The organism is Pseudomonas psychrophila (assembly GCF_001043005.1).
GTDB classification, from domain to species: domain Bacteria; phylum Pseudomonadota; class Gammaproteobacteria; order Pseudomonadales; family Pseudomonadaceae; genus Aquipseudomonas; species Aquipseudomonas psychrophila.
In genome coordinates this window covers 1-18115 of the sequence record NZ_JYKZ01000009.1, presented here as the reverse complement: position 1 = coordinate 18115, position 18115 = coordinate 1, and the positions used below count along the sequence as shown (strand labels likewise).

Below are 18115 nucleotides of genomic sequence, written 5' to 3'. Positions count from 1 at the left end.
CAGTCATGGGTGAGCGAGCCCGGGTGCTTAGCTAAATCGCGGCCAAAAAAAAACCCGCACTAGGCGGGTTTTCTTTTGTTTTGAGGTGGTGCGAACACCACATCAAAACTGAATGTGGTGCCCAGAGACGGAATCGAACCGCCGACACGGGGATTTTCAATCCCCTGCTCTACCGACTGAGCTATCTGGGCAACGGGGCGCATTAGAAGCCTTTTTCGATAACTCGTCAAACACTTTTTTGAAAAATATTTAATTATTACCGTCGCTTACGGACCGAGCCCCGTAAAACCGGGATTATTCGGTCGGCGGAACGTAGCCCTCGGCTTGTGCGTATTCTTCGCCGCTGAAGAATTTATCCATTTCGCCCTGCAAATATTTTCGGTCTTCAGCGTTCATCATGTTCAAACGCTTCTCGTTGATCAGCAACGTCTGGTGTTTTTGCCAATCAGCCCAGGCCTTGGCCGAAACGTGATCAAAAATGTCCTGGCCTTTGGCACCCGGAAACGGAGCGCGTTCAAGGGCAGGCAGTTCTTCTTTGTATTTGCGGCAGATGATGGTGCGGGTCATGACGACTCTCCAGCGTTCAATAGGTCGGCTGCGCGTTTGAGCAGCTTCTTGACCGGGGCAGCAAGGCCCAGGCGCGGCGGGGTGGCGAGGTTATACCAGAGCCAGTCGGCCTCGGCCACGTGATGGTCGGACTCCTTGACGTGGATCAGCCAGGGTTCGATGGCCAGTTGAAAATGGCTAAAGGTGTGGGTCAGCCCCGGCAGTGGGTGCTGCGCGCCCAGGGTCAGGGAGTGTTGCAGTGCCAGATGCTCGATATCTTGCAGGTCATCGAGTTCAGGCAGGCTCCACAGTCCGCCCCACAAACCGCTCGACGGTCGGCGGTAAAGCAAGATCGCACCCTCGGCGTTAGCCAGCATGGGCATCAGTGTGTGCTTCAGGGGGACAGTCTTGCGCGGTTTGGGGATCGGGTAGCGCGTCTCAAGGCCCAGCAAGTGCGCTTCGCAGCCGCTTTCGAGCGGGCACAGCAAGCAACTGGGCTTGCTACGGGTGCAGAGTGTGGCGCCCATGTCCATCATGGCCTGGGTATAGGCGTTGACGCGGTCGTGGGGAGTGAAACGCTCTGCGGTAGCCCACAGCTGTTTGGCCACCTTGGGTTCTCCGGGGTAGCCCTCTTGGGCGGTATAGCGCGCAAGCACCCGCTTGACGTTGCCGTCGAGGATTGGCGCCCGCAGGCCCATGCTCAGACTGGCAATCGCACCTGCTGTGGATAAGCCGATGCCGGGCAGTTCGACCAGCTTTTCAACATCCCGCGGGAATTCCCCGTCATGTTCTGCAACGATGATCTTCGCGGTCTTTTGCAAATTGCGCGCACGCGTGTAGTAGCCCAGACCTGTCCACAGGTGCAGCACTTCGTCTTCCGGTGCTGCGGCCAGGGCTTCGACCGTTGGCAGGGAGGCCATGAACCGGTCGAAGTAGTTCAGCACGGTGCTGACCTGGGTTTGCTGCAACATGATTTCCGAGACCCACACCCGATAGGGGGTGATGCCCTGTTGCCAGGGCAGGTCATGGCGGCCGTGGTGGTCATACCAATCCAGTACCGCCGTTGAAAATTGCTCATCTCTCATCGGTTGAACAGCCCCTTGAGAGCGTTTTTGAGTTCAGGGCTCACCTTGTCGCCGAGTTTCTCTTCAAGTTTTTCGCTGAGCTTGTTGCCCGCCACTTTGGCGGCGACTTTACCCAGGCCCTCTTTATCCAGACGACATGCCTTGGCTCCCAGCTCCAGCGGGCCACGGCAGCGCAATGGCAGCTCGATGCCGACAAAGTTTTTGCCGACCTGGCACGCCGGGTCCGGCATCGCGCGGGTGTCGCCTTCGATGATGATGCCGATGCGGTAGTCCATGCCCAGGACGCGCAGGTCAATGTCGCCATCGCCTTTTACGCTCAGGCCGGGCATGCGCACGACCATGTCCGGGTTGCTGGCCACACCGTTACGGAACACCAGGCTGCCCTTGAGCTCCTTGAACGGCGTGTCTTTGCCCAGCGGTGCGCCGCTCATGGTTTTGCGATTAAGGGTGGAGATGCCTTTGCACAATTGCTGTTCGAGGTTGGCATTGAGCAGCACGCCGTCATTGAGCACAAAGTTGGCTGTGCCGTTGAGACTCGAAATCAGCGCGCTCTGGCTATTGCCGCTGCCCGTGACGTTGCTGTTAAGGGTCAGCAAGCCGGTCACCGGTGGTTTTTGACCTTGGCTTTGCAAGATTTTTTCAACCGGGACATTGGTAATGCGAGTCTGCAGTTTGACCACGGGCAGTATGGGTTGTACGTCCAGGCTGCCGTTGGCTGCAAAGCTGCCCTTGTAGAGATTGCCGCTCAGGTTTTCGAGGGTCAGCACGCCAGCTTTGCTGTTGGCCTTGAGCGCGGCATTTTGAATGGGCAGCTTGCTGAGGGTCAGTTGGCCAAAACTGATGTCGGCATTGAGGTCCAGGGTCTTGAGGCGAGCCACTGGAATGATTTTGGTCGTGCTCCAGCCACTCTTGGTCGGTGCGTCCGGCAGAGGGGTATCGCCCGATGCCGCCAATGCGTTGGCTTCGCCGCCCTGTACTTCGGTCTGGCGGGCGACGCTTGCGCTGTTGGCTTCGGCCGATTTAGGCGGCAGGTAGCGATCAGCGTCGAATGTGTCGCCTTTAAGTTGGATGCGCACAGCGTGTTTAGCGAAATCTTCAATGGCGATGACCCCGGTAAAAGTGCTGTCATCGACTTTGAGGTTGAGTTCGTCAAAGGTCACGCTGGTTGGTGTGCCTGACAGGCGGCTGACCAGTTCAACCTTGCTCAGGCTTTGGGGGGCCATCGCAGGCAGCGGGTGCCCGATACTGTCGAGGAATCTGGCCAGATCAAGCTGGGCGATGGACAGCCCGCCACTTATTTGCGGGGTGTCGTTCAGGTTATGGGCCTTGAGTTCACCCAGAGCCCGCAGCTGGTTGGCAGAAATTTTCAAGCTGCTCCATTCGGCGACGTTCGCTGCCAGATCAACCAGAATTTGCCCTTGTGCGGCGAATGTCATGGTTTTGCCTTGCAGCGGCTCACCCGAGGCTTCGCCCGTGACTTTCATGTCTTCAAACTGATAGCGCTTGAGTACACGGTCAAACCGCAGCTTGCCGTCGACTTCGGTCTTGACCCGCATTACAGGCTGGTTGGTGCCCAGGAAGGCAGTCAGTTTGACCGGGATGCTGGTGGCCTCGTGTACCGGGCCGGTGCTCAGTTGGATGCTTTCGGCGCTGAATTGCTTGCCGGTTTGCTCGTCGTTGTACTCAACCCGCGCATTGTTCACCGTCAGACTGTCGATATCGAGCTTGAGCGGCTGACTGACGCTTTCGGGCTTGCTGGCCGGGGCGGGCTCAGTGCTGGAGGTTGCGGCGGTGTCAGGAGTTGATGCTGGCTTGCCGATATCCTGCCAGTTGCCGTGACCGTCCTTGTTGCGGGTCAGGCGCAGGTTCAGGCCTTCGACACGCACATCGCTCATTTGCACTTCTTTGCGCAACAGCGGCAGCACGCGCACTGACAAACCGAGCATCTGCAGATCGGCGAAAGGTTGGGTAGGAGCGGCCAAGGTTGCCACGGTGGCGTCGTGCAGCTCCAGGCCAAGCCAGGGGAAGAGGCTCCAGCCGATGTCGCCATTGAGGGTTAGCTCAATGTGGGCTTTGTCACGGGCTATCTGGCGGATCTCGTCTTTATAGTCGTTGGGATCGAACAGATGGCTCAGGGCAAAGCCCAGGGCCACGATGATCAGCAACAATCCGAGAAGCACCAGACCCAGGATTTTGCCGAACGCTTTCATGGGCGAGTCCTTGTAAGTCTGAGTGAAGGTGAGTTTTTAATTTAGCCGCAGAGTATAGCGTCACGAGCAGGCCGACTGGGCGCCGATAGTGGCGGATCAGTTGGTCGGATAAAGACCGCATCAGGTTAAGCCCTGAGCGGCGTTCAAATGGTAATCTTCGCCTGTTTTTCGGGCCTTCTGCGGCGTAATGCCGCGTCTCGATCCAACAAGAACGACTGTTCGCCGCAGGGCGCCAAAGTCAGGGATCGAGCGTGTCCGGGAAATAACTTCATTAACTGGGGGAAACACTCATGAGTACCAGCACCGCTGCGGGCAATCCTGCTTCACAGCCTGCGTTCCTGTCCAAGGAGCGCATCATCGCCAAACCCGGCTTTAACCGTTGGCTGGTTCCGCCCGCCGCATTGGCCATTCACCTGTGTATCGGCATGGCCTATGGCTTTTCGGTGTTCTGGTTGCCGCTGTCCAAAGCCCTGGGCGTGACCGCTCCTGTGGCATGCGCGCCGGACATGAGTTTTATCGCACAAGTATTTTCGTCGCAATGCGACTGGCCGATTTCGATGCTCGGCTGGATCTACACCCTGTTTTTTATCTTTCTGGGCTGCTCGGCAGCCGTATGGGGTGGCTGGCTTGAGCATGCCGGGCCGCGCAAAGCTGGTGTGGTGTCGGCGCTGTGCTGGTGTGGCGGCTTGCTGATTTCTGCGTTGGGCATTTATACCCACCAGATCTGGTTGATGTGGTTAGGGTCTGGGGTGATCGGCGGTATCGGCCTTGGTTTGGGCTACATCTCGCCCGTATCGACCCTGATCAAGTGGTTTCCGGACAAGCGTGGCATGGCCACGGGCATGGCGATCATGGGTTTTGGTGGTGGGGCAATGGTGGGTGCACCGCTGGCCGCGGCGCTGATGAACCATTTTGCCGGACCGGATGGCGTCGGCGTGTGGCAGAGCTTTGTAGCGATGGCGGCGATTTACTTCGTCTTCATGATCGGTGGCGCCTTGTCGTACCGCGTTCCGCCGACCGGCTGGAAGCCTGAGGGCTGGAAAGCTCCAGCCAAAAAAGCAGCCAACGCGATGATTACCCAACGCCATGTACACGTGAGCGTGGCCTGGAAAACCCCGCAGTTCGCGCTGGTGTGGTTGGTGCTGTGTCTCAACGTATCGGCAGGTATCGGTATTTTAGGTATGGCTTCGCCCTTGTTGCAGGAAGTGTTCGCAGGCAAGTTGCTGGGCAATGACCTGACATTCAGTCAACTGGATGCTGCACAGCTGGCACAAATTGCCGCGATTGCCGCGGGCTTCACCGGTTTGCTCAGCCTGTTCAACATTGGCGGGCGGTTCTTCTGGGCGTCGTTCTCGGATTACCTGGGGCGTAAAAACACCTACTTTGTGTTCTTCGCACTGGGTTTTGCGCTGTACGCGATGATTCCCAACCTCGGTCATCTGGGTAATGTTTCGCTGTTTGTGGCGGCGTTCTGCATCATCTTGTCGATGTACGGCGGCGGCTTTGCCACGGTGCCGGCGTATCTGGCTGACCTGTTCGGGACGCAGATGGTCGGCGCGATTCACGGCCGCCTGCTGACAGCCTGGGCGGCGGCGGGTGTGCTGGGGCCGGTATTGGTCAACTACCTGCGCGAATACCAGTTGAGCATCGGGGTCGAGCGGGCGGCGGCGTATGACATCACGTTGTACATCCTCGCAGGCCTGCTGGTACTGGGCTTCATCTGCAACTTGCTGGTGCGTCCGGTGGCCGACAAATACTTCATGACTGACGCTGAACTGGCCGCCGAACAGGCGCTGGGCCATGACAAGGGTGCGGATGCCAGCACTTCGCTGGAGTGGAAAGCCGCACCGGGTAGCCACCCACTGGTGATCGCGGCCTGGTTGGCCGTGGGCATTCCATTGCTGTGGGGTGTTTGGGTGACCGTGCAGAAGACGGCGGTATTGTTTAACTGATTCAGGAGGCGCCATTTCGTATGGCGCCTTTGTAGCCGCTGCCGAAGGCTGCGATAAGGGCCGAAGGACCTTCCTGCAAGCTTTACAGTACGGCCCCTTCGGGCCCGATCGCAGCCTTCGGCAGCGGCTACAAAATCAGCCGTTGTGTTCACTCCGTCAGCCGTATCACCCTTAATGTTTCTGTTTGCCAGACCCGTGCCTATAATGGCCACCTTTTTCGCCCAATGATTTTGCGGAGCTGGTGATGGCCGAACGTAAGGCGTCAGTCGAGCGCGATACTCTGGAAACCCAGATTAAAGCCTCGATCAACTTGGATGGTACCGGTAAGGCCCGATTTGATATCGGTGTTCCTTTTCTTGAGCACATGCTCGACCAGATCGCCCGACATGGGTTGATCGACCTGGACATCGAGTGCAAAGGCGACCTGCATATCGACGATCACCATACCGTCGAGGATGTTGGCATTACCCTGGGTAAAGCCTTCAGCGAAGCGGTCGGCGATAAAAAAGGCATGACCCGCTACGGTCACGCTTATGTCCCGCTGGATGAAGCGCTGTCGCGTGTGGTCATCGACTTTTCCGGTCGTCCTGGCCTGCAAATGCATGTGCCCTACACTCGCGCCACCGTAGGCGGCTTCGACGTTGACCTGTTCCAGGAGTTCTTTCAGGGCTTCGTGAACCACGCCAATGTCAGCCTGCACATCGACAACCTGCGCGGCACCAACACTCACCACCAGATCGAAACCGTGTTCAAGGCTTTTGGCCGCGCGTTGCGTATGGCCGTTGCGCTGGATGAGCGCATGGCCGGGCAAATGCCATCGACCAAGGGCGTGCTCTGATGCAGACAGTGGCGGTTATCGATTACGGCATGGGTAACTTGCACTCGGTGGCCAAGGCGCTGGAGCACGTTGGCGCCGGTCGGGTGCTGATTACCAGCGACGCCGACGTGATTCGCGAAGCCGACCGCGTGGTGTTTCCAGGTGTGGGCGCGATTCGCGACTGCATGGCGGAAATCCGTCGTCTGGGTTTTGACTCGCTGGTGCGTGAAGTCAGCCAGGATCGTCCGTTCCTCGGCATTTGCGTGGGCATGCAAGCCTTGCTCGACAGCAGTGAAGAGAACGGTGGCGTTGATTGCATTGGCCTGTTCCCGGGGGCTGTGAAGTTCTTCGGCAAAGGTCTGCACGAAGACGGCGAGCACCTCAAGGTGCCGCACATGGGCTGGAACGAGGTGCAACAAAAAGTGGATCACCCGCTGTGGCACGGCATCCCCGACCTGGCGCGTTTTTACTTTGTACACAGCTACTACATTGCGGCGGGCAATCCTCGCCAGGTAGTCGGTGGCGGGCATTACGGCGTCGATTTCGCCGCAGCGCTGGCCGAGGGCTCGCGCTTCGCGGTGCAGTTCCACCCGGAAAAAAGCCATACCCACGGCTTGCAGCTGCTGCAAAACTTCGCGGCCTGGGATGGTCGCTGGTAATGGCTCCTCGCAAGAAGCCGCCGATTCTCACGCTCACTCCCGAGCAAGAGAGCGAAGCCAACAGCAAGATCAAACGCTTTATGGAAGATCGCTTCGAACTGGACCTGGGTTCGTTCGAGGCGGCTGAAATCCTTGAGCTGTTCACCCGCGAAATCGCGCCGCATTACTACAATCGCGCGATTTTCGATGTGCAAACGCACCTCAAAGAGAGGTTCGAGAGCATCGAAAGCGACCTGTGGGCGCTCGAAAAGAACTGATTTCCGAGTCTCAGACTCCCGAATTTGAAGGTTTGCCACATGCTGATTATTCCCGCTATCGATCTTAAAGACGGTGCTTGTGTGCGTCTGCGTCAGGGCCGCATGGAAGATTCCACCGTGTTCTCCGATGACCCGGTGAGCATGGCCGCCAAATGGGTAGAGGGCGGTTGCCGCCGTCTGCACCTGGTCGACCTGAACGGTGCATTCGAAGGTCAGCCGGTCAACGGTGACGTGGTGACAGCCATTGCCCGGTTGTACCCGCAGTTGCCAATCCAGATCGGCGGCGGCATTCGCTCGCTGGAAACCATTGAGCACTACGTCAAGGCTGGCGTGAGCTATGTGATTCTGGGCACCAAGGCAGTCAAGAACCCTGAGTTCGTGGCCGAAGCGTGCCGTGCGTTCCCTGGCAAGATCATTGTCGGTATGGACGCCAAAGACGGCTTCGTGGCTACCGACGGCTGGGCTGAAGTCAGCACCGTTCAGGTCATCGACCTGGCCAAGCGCTTTGAAGCGGACGGCGTGTCGGCCATCGTTTATACCGACATTGCCAAAGACGGCATGATGCAGGGCTGCAACGTCAGCTACACCGCCGCGCTGGCTGCTGCTACCAGCATCCCGGTGATCGCCTCGGGCGGCATCCACAATCTGGGTGATATCAAGGCCCTGATGGATGCCAAGGCTCCGGGCATCGTGGGCGCCATCACCGGTCGTGCAATCTATGAAGGCACGCTGGATGTGGCTGAGGCGCAAGCCTTCTGCGACAGCTACAAGGCCTGAGGAGAGACCCATGGCGCTGGCCAAACGCATCATCCCTTGCCTGGACGTGGATAACGGCCGGGTAGTCAAGGGCGTCAAGTTCGAGAACATTCGCGATGCTGGCGACCCGGTAGAAATTGCCCGTCGCTATGACGAGCAAGGTGCTGACGAGATTACCTTTCTCGACATCACCGCCAGCGTCGATGGCCGCGACACCACGTTGCATACCGTCGAACGCATGGCCAGCCAGGTGTTCATCCCGCTGACTGTGGGCGGGGGCGTGCGTTGCATCCAGGACATCCGCAACCTGCTCAATGCCGGTGCGGACAAAGTGTCGATCAATACTGCGGCGGTGTTTAACCCGGAGTTTGTGGGTGAAGCGGCGCAGCATTTTGGCTCGCAGTGCATCGTGGTAGCGATTGATGCGAAAAAAGTCTCACAGCCGGGCGAGATCCCGCGTTGGGAAATCTTCACCCACGGCGGGCGCAAGCCTACCGGGCTTGATGCAGTCGAATGGGCCATGAAGATGGAAGGCCTGGGGGCTGGCGAGATCTTGCTGACCAGCATGGACCAGGATGGTATGAAAAGCGGTTTTGACCTGGGCGTGACCCGGGCCATCAGCGACGCGCTGGGCATTCCGGTGATCGCCTCGGGTGGTGTCGGCAACTTGCAGCATTTGGCCGACGGCATCCTTGAAGGTCACGCCAGTGCGGTACTGGCGGCGAGTATTTTCCACTTTGGCGAATACACCGTGCCAGAGGCCAAGGCATACATGGCAGCGCGCGGGATCGTGGTTCGCTGAGGCCAAAGGCTACTGGACAGCATGGCGTGCCCACGGCACTCTTGAGCACGCCATGGATTTTGGTCGCCAGTCATGTTTAAACGCTTTTTGCTCGTTCTCGCCGGTTCCACGATGTGGCTGGCGAGTACCGCTTCTGCGGTTGATGCGTCGCATTCTTCGATCGTGCTGCTGACTGAAAACTTCCCGCCGTACAACATGGCAAAAAACGGCAAGAACTTTGCGCAAAACGAAAATATTGAAGGCATCGCCGTCGATATTCTGCGTGAAACCTTCAAACGTGCCGGTATCCCTTACAGCATGACCCTGCGCTTCCCTTGGGAGCGTATCTATCACCTTGCCCTTGAAAACCCCGGATACGGCGTGTTTGTCGCTGCTCGTGTGCCCGAGCGTGAACAGCTGTTCAAGTGGGTCGGCCCGCTTGGCCCGGATGACTGGGTGTTGCTGGCCCGAGGCGACAGCCCGATTACCCTGACTTCGCTTGAACAGGCCCGCCAATACCGGGTGGGCGCTTACAAAGGTGACGCCATTGCCTTGTCCCTTGAGAAGCAGGGGTTGGCGCCGGTGATTGTGTTGCGCGACCAGGACAACGCCAAAAAGCTGCAGGCCGGGCAAATCGACCTGTGGGCCACAGGCGCTCCGGCAGGGCAATTCCTGGCGCGTCAGGTAGGCATTTCGGGGTTCAAGACGGTGTTGCGCTTTAATCAGGCCGAGCTTTTTCTGGCGTTGAACAAAGACGTGCCGGACGAGGTGGTGAGCAAGCTGCAGAAGGCGCTGGATGAGTTAAAGGCTGAAGGCGTGGTCGATAAGATCCGCGCCAAATATCTCTAACCACAATACGCGGATGTGGGAGCGAGCCTGCTCGCGAAGGCAACACGGTGGTTTGCCAGACAGACCTCGCCGCCTGCATCGCGAGCAGGCTCGCTCCCACAAGAGCCGAGCCCGTAAGTGCTAGCGATAAACCCCATCCTTCCCGTGCCCGGCCATGGCCTTGTTGCTGCGCACGCCGATCATTTGCCTGATGTCGATCCAGTCAATTCCCTGCGCCTTGAGCTTGGGTAGTTCACGTTCAAGCACGGCGAGGGTTTGCGGATAAGGGTGGCCGATCATCACTGCCGAGCCTTGCTTATGGGCCAGTTTGATCGCGGTTTGGAGTTGCGTGGCGATGGCTTGCTCGGTGCGCACGTCGTCGAGAAACACATCCCGTGAAACACTGGCCAGGCCGATCTTCTGTGCCTCGGCAGCGGCGACGGTTTGTGCGCTGGTGCGACTGTCGACAAAGAATTTATGGCGCTGCTGCAAGTTGCCCATCAACCAGGCCATCGCTTGCGGCTGTGAGGTCATGCGGCTACCCATGTGGTTGTTGATGCCACTGGTGTAGGGCACGGCCTTGAACGCGGCATTGAGGCGCTTTTCAAGTTCGTCGACGGGCAGGTCCGGGTGCCAGGCAAACGGCCCGGTGGCCGGGTCCATTGGCATGTGCAAAATGACGATCTTGCCGGCTTTGTAGGCCTCGCGAGCGAATTCTGCTGCATGGGGGGTGTCGGGCATGACGGCGGTAGTGACCGGGCCGGGCAAGGCCAGCACGCGGCGGTCCCGTGGCAGGTTTTGCCCAAGGTCATCAATGATCAGGCTCAGGTAAGCCTTGTGCGGCGCGGCTTGCTGGCTGGCCGGTGTCCCATGGGCGACACCGGTCAGGCAGCAGAGCAGGGCCAGGGCTAGAGAAAGACGCACCTCAGTTGCCGCGCGTAATGCTCAAGCCCTTGAGCAGGCTCAGGGCCTGGCTCAGCTGGGAGTCATCGTCCTGCGGCATTGGCTTGGCTTTGGGGTTAGAGCCGGAAGGTTTGTCGGCGCCGCCGTTGCCATTGCCCAGGTGACCTTGCAGGTCGGCTTCCTTGTAGTACTCGGTGTCCTGCTCGCGAGTGATCTTGGCGCGGCTGACTTCGATGTCCGGAACAATGCCCTGGGCCTGGATCGAGCGCCCGTTCGGGGTGAAGTACAGCGCCGTGGTGATTTTCAGCGCACGGTCATTATTCAGTGGCAGTACGGTTTGCACCGAACCTTTACCGAAGCTGGTGGTGCCCATGACCACTCCGCGTTTCTGATCTTGCAAGGCGCCTGCGACGATTTCTGACGCCGAAGCGCTGCCGCCGTTGATCAGCACGACCAATGGAACGCCTTCGCTCAGGTCCTTGCCGGTGGCAGAGAAACGCAACTCAGAGTTGGCGATGCGGCCCTTGGTATAGACGATCAAGCCTTTGGTGATGAAGTGATCGACCACTTCAACCGCCGACTGCAGCACGCCACCCGGGTTATTACGCAGGTCGAGGATGATGCCCTTGAGTCGCTTGTTGCCGTTTTCTCTGCGCAACTTGGACAGCGCAGCGGCCACTTCTTCGCCGGTCTTGACCTGGAACTGGGTGATACGGATGTAGCCGTAACCGTCCTCAAGCAACTGGGCCTTGACGCTTTTGACCTGAATGTTGGCGCGGGTCAGGGTTACGTCAAACGGCGTACCGCCATTGCGCACCAGGGTCAGGGTGATTTTCTGCCCGATCTTGCCGCGCATTTTATCCACGGCTTCGGTCATGCTCAGGCCACGGGTGGGCTGACCATTGATCTTGACGATAAGATCGCCCGCCTGAATTCCGGCCTTGCTGGCGGGGGTGTCGTCGATCGGTGAGACGATTTTGATATTGCCGTCTTCAGTGCCGACTTCGATGCCCAGCCCGCCAAACTCGCCGCTGGTGCTTTCCTGCAATTCGGCGAAATCTTCTGGGCCAAGGTAGGCGGAGTGCGGATCGAGGTTGCTGAGCATGCCTTTGATGGCATTCTCCAGCAGAGTTTTGTCGTCCACCGGTTCAACATACGCGGCCTTGATTCGATCCATGACCTCGGCAAATGTGCGCAGCTCTTCAAGAGGCAGCGGTGCCTTGGTGCTGGCAGCTGCGCCGGCTGGCGCGATGGTCGGCTCGGCAGCAAATGCCATTGGCGAGCCGATCACCAGAGCGATCGTCAGGGCCAGCGAGTTGAGGCGGGACAAATGCGGCATGTTGAGCGAACTCCTACGTATTAAAGGTGATGGACTCATCCCTGAGTGCGACACCATTGTGCAGGGTCGCTGGGGCGGCCCTGCTGACGAATAGCGAAATACAGTGCTGGTGTGGCTTGCCCACCGCTGTTGCCGACGGTGGAGATCACTTCGCCAGCTTTAACGATGTCTCCGGCAGACTTGAGCAGTGTCTGATTGTGGCCATACAAGCTCAAGTAGCCATTACCGTGGTCCAGAATCACCAGTTGACCTGCGCCACGCAGCCAGTCGGCAAACACCACGCGACCACCGTGTACTGCGTGTACCTGGCTGCCGGCACTGGCGCTGATCATCACGCCGTCCCACTTGGTGCGCGAGTCATCACCACGGGTTTCACCGAAGCGTGCTAGCAATCGACCATCAACTGGCCATGGAAGTTTGCCCCGTGCCTGAGAAAAAACTCCGCCGTAGGAAGCGCCGGCACTGGACACCAATGCGCCCGGAGTTGACTGGACCGGTTTGCGGGGGGCGTCGGTGGCAACCGATTCAGCCTCGCGCTGGCGTTTTTTCTCGGCTTCCTGCTGTGCAATCAAGGCTTTTTGCCGCGCCTGTTCGGCTTCGCGTGCCTGACGGGCAAGGGTTTCCTCGATGGTCTTGAGGACTTTAGCCAGATCGGCTTGGTCCTGTTCGCGCGCCTGCAGTTTTTGATCGCGATCCTTTACGTCGGTATTGAGCTTGGCCAGTACTTGCTGGCGTTCTGCACGTACCTTGTCGAGTTCAGCGCGCTGGGTGTCCAGGCTGCTTTTTTGAGTCAGCAACTGAGCCTGTTGCAGATTGATATCGGCTTCGACATTCGCCAGTTGGCGCAGGGTTTCGTTAAAACCCTTGAGCTGCTCCAGGCGGGCCTGGCTCAGGTAATCGTAATAGGTGAGGGTTCGGGCGAACTTCTCGGGATTTTGCTGGTTGAGCAGCATTTTCAGGTACTCCTGACGCCCGCCCTGATAGGCGGCACGGGCCTGAATGGCGATCAGGCGTTGCTGTTCAAGTTTTGCGCTGTGGAGTTTTTTTTTCTCGCTATCTAGGCGCAGCAGCTCGCCTTCACTCTTTTTTAGTTCTTGTTGCAGGGTTTCTACCTGCTTCTCCAGCTTGCCGATTTCGGTTTCGGTACTGCGCAGGTCTTTCTGCACGCCGGATTTTTCTTCCTGGAGTTTACCGAGGAGCTTTTTCAGCTCGCTGATATCCTGGCGCGTGGCGTCCAGCTGCTGTTGGGTTTGCGCGCGCTCGTCGGCAAACGCCGGTTGGAGCAGGCATGCGAGGGTCAGGGCTATAAGGGCGCGAAGCATGGGGCGGGCGACACCTGGGGAACGGGACGGCCTAGTATGCCCGCCCTCGTCACCTATAAGAAATGGATGAAGGTGAAATTGTCATGGATCGGTCAACCCCCGTGGGAGCGAGCCCGCTCGCGAATGTCGTTAACGATAGCGCATGTTGATTGGATCATCGCGGTGCGCTTGAGACCTTCGCGAGCAGGCTCGCTCCCACAGGTTTTACTTTAAGCGTCGACCAGGATCGATTTGCCGGTCATCTCTTGCGGCTGAGGCAGGCCCAGCAGTTTGAGCATGGTGGGAGCCACGTCGGCCAGTACGCCGCCTTCACGAACCTTGAGCGCCCGCTTGCCCACATAGATGAACGGTACGGGCTCGCAGGTGTGTGCGGTGTGTGCCTGGCCGGTGGTGTCATCGGACATCTGCTCAACGTTACCGTGGTCAGCCGTGATCAGGGCTTCGCCACCGACTTTGTCCAGCGCTTCGACAATCCGGCCCACGCAAGCATCCAGGCATTCAACTGCTTTAACGGCTGCGTCGAAGACACCGCTGTGCCCGACCATGTCACCGTTGGCGTAGTTGACCACGATTACGTCATAACGCTGGTTCTCGATGGCATCGACGATATGGTCGGTGACTTCGGGAGCGCTCATTTCAGGCTGCAGGTCGTAGGTGGCGACTTTTGGCGAGGGCACCAGAATCCGCTCTTCACCCGGGAACGGCTCTTCACGCCCGCCCGAAAAGAAGAAGGTGACGTGGGCGTATTTTTCGGTTTCAGCAATGCGCAGCTGGGTTTTGCCGTTTTTGGCGAGGTAATCGCCGAGCACGTTTTCCAGGCTGCCGGGGGCAAAGGCGCTTGGCGCCGGGATGCTGGCTGCGTATTGGGTCAGCATCACAAAGCCGGCCAGTTTTGGCTGGCGGGCACGTTCGAACGCGTTGAAGTCGTCTTCAACGAACACGCGGGTCAGTTCCCGGGCGCGGTCGGCACGGAAGTTCATGAAGACCACGGCGTCGCCGTCTTCAACCTTCACCGGCTCACCAAGGGTGGTGGCTTTGACGAACTCATCGCTTTCGCCACGGGCGTAAGCCGCTTCCAGGCCTTCTTGGGCGGTAGCGGCGTTGAACTCGCCCTTGCCGTCGACGATCAGGTTGTAGGCCTGTTCGACGCGATCCCAGCGATTGTCACGGTCCATGGCGAAGTAGCGGCCAATCAGGCTGGCAATACGGCCTTTGCCCAGGTCCTTGAAGGCTTCGTCCAGCAGTTCGATGGACGATGAAGCGCTTTTTGGCGGCGTATCACGGCCATCGAGGAAGGCGTGCAGGTAGATTTTTTCTGCGCCACGTTTAAAGGCCAACTCAGCCATCGCGATCAGGTGGTCCTGGTGGCTGTGAACGCCGCCATCCGACAGCAAGCCCAGAATATGCACGGCCTTGCCTGCACTCACCGCTTTGTCGACGGCGGCGCAAATGGTCGGGTTTTCAAAGAACTCGCCATCACGGATCGATTTGGTGACGCGGGTGAAATCCTGATACACCACGCGGCCGGCGCCGAGGTTCATGTGACCGACCTCGGAGTTGCCCATCTGGCCGTCCGGCAAACCGACATCCATGCCTGAACCTGAGATCAGGCCGTTCGGCATGCTCGCGCAAAGACGATCCAGCACTGGTTTCTTGGCCGAATATACGGCGTTGTATTCGTGACTTTCACTGTGACCGAAGCCATCCAGGATGATCAGGACCAAAGGTTTAGGCGTGGTAGTCATAGATCCCACTCGTGGCTGGTTTATAAGAAGGTATGAAGAGGACGCGCAGTTTAAAGCGAAGTTCATGTGGCGTCACCGCCGGGCGGGGTTTGGCCGACCAAGGTGGCTGTGTATACTGGCCCACATTTTACGACCCTGGAACCTTCTGATGGTTGAGCACCTGATTGCATTTGCGACTTCTCACTACCTGCTTGTAGGCGCGTTTGTCATCCTGCTGGCGTTGTTGATCACCCACGAAATAAGCCGTGGCGGTCGCAGCATCAGCACGGGCGAACTGACCGGCCTGGTCAATCGCGACGAAGGTGTGGTGATTGATATTCGCCCGGTTAAAGACTTTGCCGCCGGCCACATCGTGGGTGCCCTGAACATCCCGCAAGACAAGCTGATGGCGCGCATTGCCGAGCTGGACAAGCACAAGGGCAAAACCATTATTCTGGTTGACGCTGCCGGTCAGCACTCGGGCTCCCACGCCCGCGAGCTGCTCAAGGCCGGTTACAACGCAGCCAAGCTGTCTGGCGGCATCTCCAGCTGGCGCGCAGACAACCTGCCAGTGGTGAAGTAAATATGTCCAAGGTCATCGTTTACTCCAGCGACTACTGCCCTTACTGCATGCGAGCCAAGGCTCTGCTTGAGAACAAGGGCGTTGCCTTCGAAGAAATCAAGGTCGACGGCAAGCCACAGGTACGTGCCGAGATGGCTCAGAAGGCGGGTCGTACATCGGTTCCGCAAATCTGGATCGGCGACAAGCATGTTGGCGGATGCGATGACCTGTTTGCTTTGGAGCGCGCAGGTAAATTGGATGCGCTGCTGAACGTCTGACTCTCATTCTCTATAAGCCCCAAGATCAACAAGGATCTGTGATGACTGACCAACAGAACACCGCTGCTGTTAGCGATGAAGACACCGCTCCACAATTTTCCCTGCAGCGTATCTACGTGCGCGACCTGTCGTTCGAGGCCCCAAAAAGCCCGGCGATCTTCCGTCAGCAGTGGGAACCGAGCGTTGGTCTGGACCTGAACACCCGTCAAAAGCCGCTGGAAGGCGACTTCCACGAAGTGGTTCTGACCTTGTCGGTTACCGTGAAAAACGGTGACGAAGTGGCCTTTATTGCTGAAGTGCAACAGGCTGGCATCTTCCTGATCAAAAACCTTGATCCAGCGTCGATGAACCACACCCTGGGTGCGTTCTGCCCGAACATCCTGTTCCCGTATGCCCGTGAAACTCTGGACAGCCTGGTAACTCGCGGCTCGTTCCCTGCGTTGATGCTGGCACCGGTGAACTTCGATGCCCTGTACGCGCAAGAATTGCAGCGCATGCAGGAAGAAGGCAACCCGACTGTTCAATAAACAGTCGATGCCAAAAAAAAGCGCCTTAAGGGCGCTTTTTTATTGGGTATGTCGAAGACTCTGTGGGAGCGAGCCTGCTCGCGAAGTTCGTTAACGATAGCGCGCGGGTGATGGTGAATCACCCGTTCTTGACGCCTTCGCGAGCAGGCTCGCTCCCACAGATAACTGGATGTGAATTACTTGAAACCCAACTGACGCCAGGCTTCGTACACGGCAACTGCCACGGTGTTGGACAGGTTCAGGCTGCGGCAACCCTCGCGCATCGGCAACCGCAGGCGGTGCTCGCCATCCAGCGCGTCAAGCACTTCGGGTGGCAGGCCACGGCTTTCAGGGCCGAAGATAAAGGCATCGCCTTCAGCAAACTGGACGTCATGAAAGGGTTTCGAGCCTTTGGTGGTAAAGGCGAACAGGCGCGGGTGACCCAGGCTTTCAAGGCAACTGGCCAGGTCAGCATGACGCTTGAGCGGCGCGTACTCGTGGTAATCGAGGCCGGCGCGACGCAAGCGCTTGTCGTCCAGCTCAAAACCGATAGGCTCGATCAAATGCAGGTGGCAGCCGCTGTTGGCGCACAGCCTGATAATGTTGCCGGTATTCGGCGGAATTTCTGGTTGAAAAAGGATGACGTGAAACATGCACGGCTCCGAACTTAATGATGGGCAGCATTCTACGCCTGAAGAGGACCCGCGACCGAAACTATGGCCACGGGTTTTAGGTTCTTTGGCGATAGTCGGTGTGATGATAGGGATGATGATCGGCCGTTTGACCACGCCTGTGCCTGTTGAACTGCAACAGGTGGACGTGCTGGCGAACGGGTTGGTGGTGTGGTTCAGCGCTGAGCCCAAGCTGCATGGTGAGTTGGTCGATGGCAGCTTGGGATTGTTGTTCGATGCCAAGGGCAAGCCGCAGAACGGCCAGTTGATGCTCAACGGCAAGCATGTGAACTGGCGGGTGCGGGATACGGACGGTGGTTTACTGCTGACCGTGGTGGCGGCCCGTGCTTTGCAGGGCGACTGGGCCGGTGCGCCGCAGGATGGGCGCTGGCGATTGCAGGTGAGCCTGCGCGAGTAATAAAAGAGGGAATTCCAGCCTGCCTGTACTGGGTTCCCCAAAAACGGTGTGCGCTTTGATGCAACAGGCATCAAGGCTGCGGGTGTAAAAGTGGGGAGTCTTGACCTGCCTGTATCAAGGTCCCCTAAAGCGGTGTTGCTTGATATAGGTATTGCAGGGGGCGTGCCAGTTTTTGATTTTCTGTAGAAATGACCTGATGAAAACGCAAAAGCCCCGGAATCCGGGGCTTTTGCTTGGGGGCTGATTTTGGTGAGAGGGTTGGCGCAAACCATTGGGCTAGAGCGGTGCACGATAATGGGGCGGGTTGCTTGAGGGTGGTGCGGTCAGATCAAGAACCCACCCTAGCCCTCTCCCGGAGGGAGAGGGGACTAACCGGTAGAAACCGAGTACATCGTTTACGTTTAAGACCGGGTACATCGTTTACAGGTATTAATCATGGTCAGGAGGTACTGACCATGCCCTGGAAACGAGAGTCCGTAATGGATCAGCGAGTTAAATTAA

The 18115-nt window shown here is 58.3% G+C and carries 19 protein-coding genes and 1 tRNA gene; 11 read left to right on the top strand and 9 right to left on the bottom strand.

From position 1 onward, the window contains the following. Window positions 1-115: 115 nt before the first annotated feature. The 4 genes from TU76_RS17890 to TU76_RS17875 form a co-directional block, all read right to left on the bottom strand. Window positions 116-191 (bottom strand) — tRNA-Phe (locus TU76_RS17890). Between the two features lie 103 nt (window positions 192-294). Beyond that, complete coding sequence (locus TU76_RS17885) at window positions 295-567, bottom strand: oxidative damage protection protein (protein ID WP_003438557.1); 273 nt, start codon at window positions 565-567, stop codon at window positions 295-297. Continuing rightward, window positions 564-1631, bottom strand: coding sequence for an A/G-specific adenine glycosylase (gene mutY / locus TU76_RS17880; RefSeq protein WP_048352237.1), 1068 nt, complete (start codon window positions 1629-1631; stop codon window positions 564-566). The genes TU76_RS17885 and mutY overlap by 4 nt, the downstream gene beginning before the upstream one ends. Beyond that, window positions 1628-3841 (bottom strand): AsmA family protein, encoded by a 2214-nt coding sequence (locus tag TU76_RS17875; RefSeq protein WP_048352236.1) that lies wholly within the window; start codon window positions 3839-3841, stop codon window positions 1628-1630. Before TU76_RS17875 ends, mutY begins: the two co-directional genes overlap by 4 nt. Before the next feature lie 290 nt (window positions 3842-4131). Between TU76_RS17875 and TU76_RS17870 the strand changes: the two genes are divergently transcribed. The 7 genes from TU76_RS17870 (at window position 4132) to TU76_RS17840 (ending at window position 9912) form a co-directional block, all read left to right on the top strand. Then, window positions 4132-5793: an OFA family MFS transporter gene (locus tag TU76_RS17870; RefSeq protein ID WP_048352235.1), complete on the top strand. Its 1662-nt coding sequence runs from the start codon at window positions 4132-4134 to the stop codon at window positions 5791-5793. Window positions 5794-6037: 244 nt separating this feature from the next. Further along, complete coding sequence (gene hisB, locus TU76_RS17865) at window positions 6038-6631, top strand: imidazoleglycerol-phosphate dehydratase HisB (RefSeq protein ID WP_016783108.1); 594 nt, start codon at window positions 6038-6040, stop codon at window positions 6629-6631. Continuing rightward, entirely contained in the window at window positions 6631-7269 is a 639-nt protein-coding gene (gene hisH, locus TU76_RS17860; RefSeq protein WP_048352234.1) for an imidazole glycerol phosphate synthase subunit HisH, read from the top strand. The genes hisB and hisH overlap by 1 nt, the downstream gene beginning before the upstream one ends. Beyond that, window positions 7269-7526, top strand: coding sequence for a DUF2164 domain-containing protein (locus TU76_RS17855; RefSeq protein ID WP_019824815.1), 258 nt, complete (start codon window positions 7269-7271; stop codon window positions 7524-7526). The genes hisH and TU76_RS17855 overlap by 1 nt, the downstream gene beginning before the upstream one ends. 39 nt (window positions 7527-7565) lie before the next feature. Further along, entirely contained in the window at window positions 7566-8303 is a 738-nt protein-coding gene (gene hisA, locus TU76_RS17850; protein ID WP_019824817.1) for a 1-(5-phosphoribosyl)-5-[(5-phosphoribosylamino)methylideneamino]imidazole-4-carboxamide isomerase, read from the top strand. A gap of 10 nt (window positions 8304-8313) precedes the next feature. Continuing rightward, entirely contained in the window at window positions 8314-9084 is a 771-nt protein-coding gene (gene hisF, locus TU76_RS17845; RefSeq protein WP_046810333.1) for an imidazole glycerol phosphate synthase subunit HisF, read from the top strand. A gap of 72 nt (window positions 9085-9156) precedes the next feature. Continuing rightward, window positions 9157-9912, top strand: coding sequence for a substrate-binding periplasmic protein (locus tag TU76_RS17840; RefSeq protein ID WP_019824821.1), 756 nt, complete (start codon window positions 9157-9159; stop codon window positions 9910-9912). A 120-nt stretch (window positions 9913-10032) separates the two neighbouring features. Here the strand turns inward: TU76_RS17840 and TU76_RS17835 are convergent, their stop codons facing one another. The 4 genes from TU76_RS17835 to gpmI form a co-directional block, all read right to left on the bottom strand. Then, window positions 10033-10815, bottom strand: coding sequence for a divergent polysaccharide deacetylase family protein (locus TU76_RS17835; protein WP_019824823.1), 783 nt, complete (start codon window positions 10813-10815; stop codon window positions 10033-10035). A gap of 1 nt (window position 10816) precedes the next feature. Then, a complete protein-coding gene (locus TU76_RS17830) occupies window positions 10817-12133 on the bottom strand; it encodes a S41 family peptidase (RefSeq protein ID WP_048352233.1) in 1317 nt (438 codons plus the stop codon). Window positions 12134-12168: 35 nt separating this feature from the next. Next, complete coding sequence (locus TU76_RS17825) at window positions 12169-13455, bottom strand: murein hydrolase activator EnvC family protein (protein WP_048352232.1); 1287 nt, start codon at window positions 13453-13455, stop codon at window positions 12169-12171. A gap of 209 nt (window positions 13456-13664) precedes the next feature. Further along, window positions 13665-15200 carry a 2,3-bisphosphoglycerate-independent phosphoglycerate mutase gene (gpmI, locus tag TU76_RS17820; protein WP_019824830.1) on the bottom strand — a complete coding sequence of 512 codons (1536 nt, stop codon included), beginning with the start codon at window positions 15198-15200 and terminating at the stop codon, window positions 13665-13667. A gap of 148 nt (window positions 15201-15348) precedes the next feature. Here gpmI and TU76_RS17815 point away from each other — a divergent pair, with 148 nt between their 5' ends. The 3 genes from TU76_RS17815 to secB are packed head-to-tail and all read left to right on the top strand — an operon-like array spanning window position 15349 to window position 16546. Next, window positions 15349-15762, top strand: a complete 414-nt coding sequence (locus TU76_RS17815) for a rhodanese-like domain-containing protein (RefSeq protein WP_019824832.1) — start codon at window positions 15349-15351, stop codon at window positions 15760-15762. 2 nt (window positions 15763-15764) lie between these two features. Continuing rightward, on the top strand, window positions 15765-16019 hold the full coding sequence (gene grxC / locus TU76_RS17810; protein WP_016783118.1) for a glutaredoxin 3: 255 nt from the start codon (window positions 15765-15767) through the stop codon (window positions 16017-16019). 41 nt (window positions 16020-16060) lie between these two features. Beyond that, window positions 16061-16546 (top strand): protein-export chaperone SecB, encoded by a 486-nt coding sequence (gene secB / locus TU76_RS17805; RefSeq protein ID WP_019824834.1) that lies wholly within the window; start codon window positions 16061-16063, stop codon window positions 16544-16546. A gap of 176 nt (window positions 16547-16722) precedes the next feature. On the opposite strand, the gene trmL is transcribed toward secB, so the two are convergent. After that, on the bottom strand, window positions 16723-17178 hold the full coding sequence (trmL, locus tag TU76_RS17800; RefSeq protein ID WP_019824836.1) for a tRNA (uridine(34)/cytosine(34)/5-carboxymethylaminomethyluridine(34)-2'-O)-methyltransferase TrmL: 456 nt from the start codon (window positions 17176-17178) through the stop codon (window positions 16723-16725). Between trmL and TU76_RS17795 the strand changes: the two genes are divergently transcribed. Beyond that, the gene (locus TU76_RS17795) at window positions 17177-17614 is read left to right on the top strand and encodes a hypothetical protein (protein ID WP_048352231.1); all 438 of its coding nucleotides are present in this window, start codon (window positions 17177-17179) and stop codon (window positions 17612-17614) included. The two genes, trmL and TU76_RS17795, sit on opposite strands and share 2 nt — an antisense overlap. Window positions 17615-18115: the final 501 nt, after the last annotated feature.

What these genes read in the sequence shown, in the direction of transcription:
- TU76_RS17885 (WP_003438557.1), bottom strand. Translation starts at nt 567, where the DNA reads ATGACCCGCACCATCATCTGCCGCAAATACAAAGAAGAACTGCCTGCC.
- mutY (WP_048352237.1), bottom strand. Translation starts at nt 1,631, where the DNA reads ATGAGAGATGAGCAATTTTCAACGGCGGTACTGGATTGGTATGACCAC.
- TU76_RS17875 (WP_048352236.1), bottom strand. Translation starts at nt 3,841, where the DNA reads ATGAAAGCGTTCGGCAAAATCCTGGGTCTGGTGCTTCTCGGATTGTTG.
- TU76_RS17870 (WP_048352235.1), top strand. Translation starts at nt 4,132, where the DNA reads ATGAGTACCAGCACCGCTGCGGGCAATCCTGCTTCACAGCCTGCGTTC.
- hisB (WP_016783108.1), top strand. Translation starts at nt 6,038, where the DNA reads ATGGCCGAACGTAAGGCGTCAGTCGAGCGCGATACTCTGGAAACCCAG.
- hisH (WP_048352234.1), top strand. Translation starts at nt 6,631, where the DNA reads ATGCAGACAGTGGCGGTTATCGATTACGGCATGGGTAACTTGCACTCG.
- TU76_RS17855 (WP_019824815.1), top strand. Translation starts at nt 7,269, where the DNA reads ATGGCTCCTCGCAAGAAGCCGCCGATTCTCACGCTCACTCCCGAGCAA.
- hisA (WP_019824817.1), top strand. Translation starts at nt 7,566, where the DNA reads ATGCTGATTATTCCCGCTATCGATCTTAAAGACGGTGCTTGTGTGCGT.
- hisF (WP_046810333.1), top strand. Translation starts at nt 8,314, where the DNA reads ATGGCGCTGGCCAAACGCATCATCCCTTGCCTGGACGTGGATAACGGC.
- TU76_RS17840 (WP_019824821.1), top strand. Translation starts at nt 9,157, where the DNA reads ATGTTTAAACGCTTTTTGCTCGTTCTCGCCGGTTCCACGATGTGGCTG.
- TU76_RS17830 (WP_048352233.1), bottom strand. Translation starts at nt 12,133, where the DNA reads ATGCCGCATTTGTCCCGCCTCAACTCGCTGGCCCTGACGATCGCTCTG.
- TU76_RS17825 (WP_048352232.1), bottom strand. Translation starts at nt 13,455, where the DNA reads ATGCTTCGCGCCCTTATAGCCCTGACCCTCGCATGCCTGCTCCAACCG.
- gpmI (WP_019824830.1), bottom strand. Translation starts at nt 15,200, where the DNA reads ATGACTACCACGCCTAAACCTTTGGTCCTGATCATCCTGGATGGCTTC.
- TU76_RS17815 (WP_019824832.1), top strand. Translation starts at nt 15,349, where the DNA reads ATGGTTGAGCACCTGATTGCATTTGCGACTTCTCACTACCTGCTTGTA.
- grxC (WP_016783118.1), top strand. Translation starts at nt 15,765, where the DNA reads ATGTCCAAGGTCATCGTTTACTCCAGCGACTACTGCCCTTACTGCATG.
- secB (WP_019824834.1), top strand. Translation starts at nt 16,061, where the DNA reads ATGACTGACCAACAGAACACCGCTGCTGTTAGCGATGAAGACACCGCT.
- TU76_RS17795 (WP_048352231.1), top strand. Translation starts at nt 17,177, where the DNA reads ATGCACGGCTCCGAACTTAATGATGGGCAGCATTCTACGCCTGAAGAG.
- trmL (WP_019824836.1), bottom strand. Translation starts at nt 17,178, where the DNA reads ATGTTTCACGTCATCCTTTTTCAACCAGAAATTCCGCCGAATACCGGC.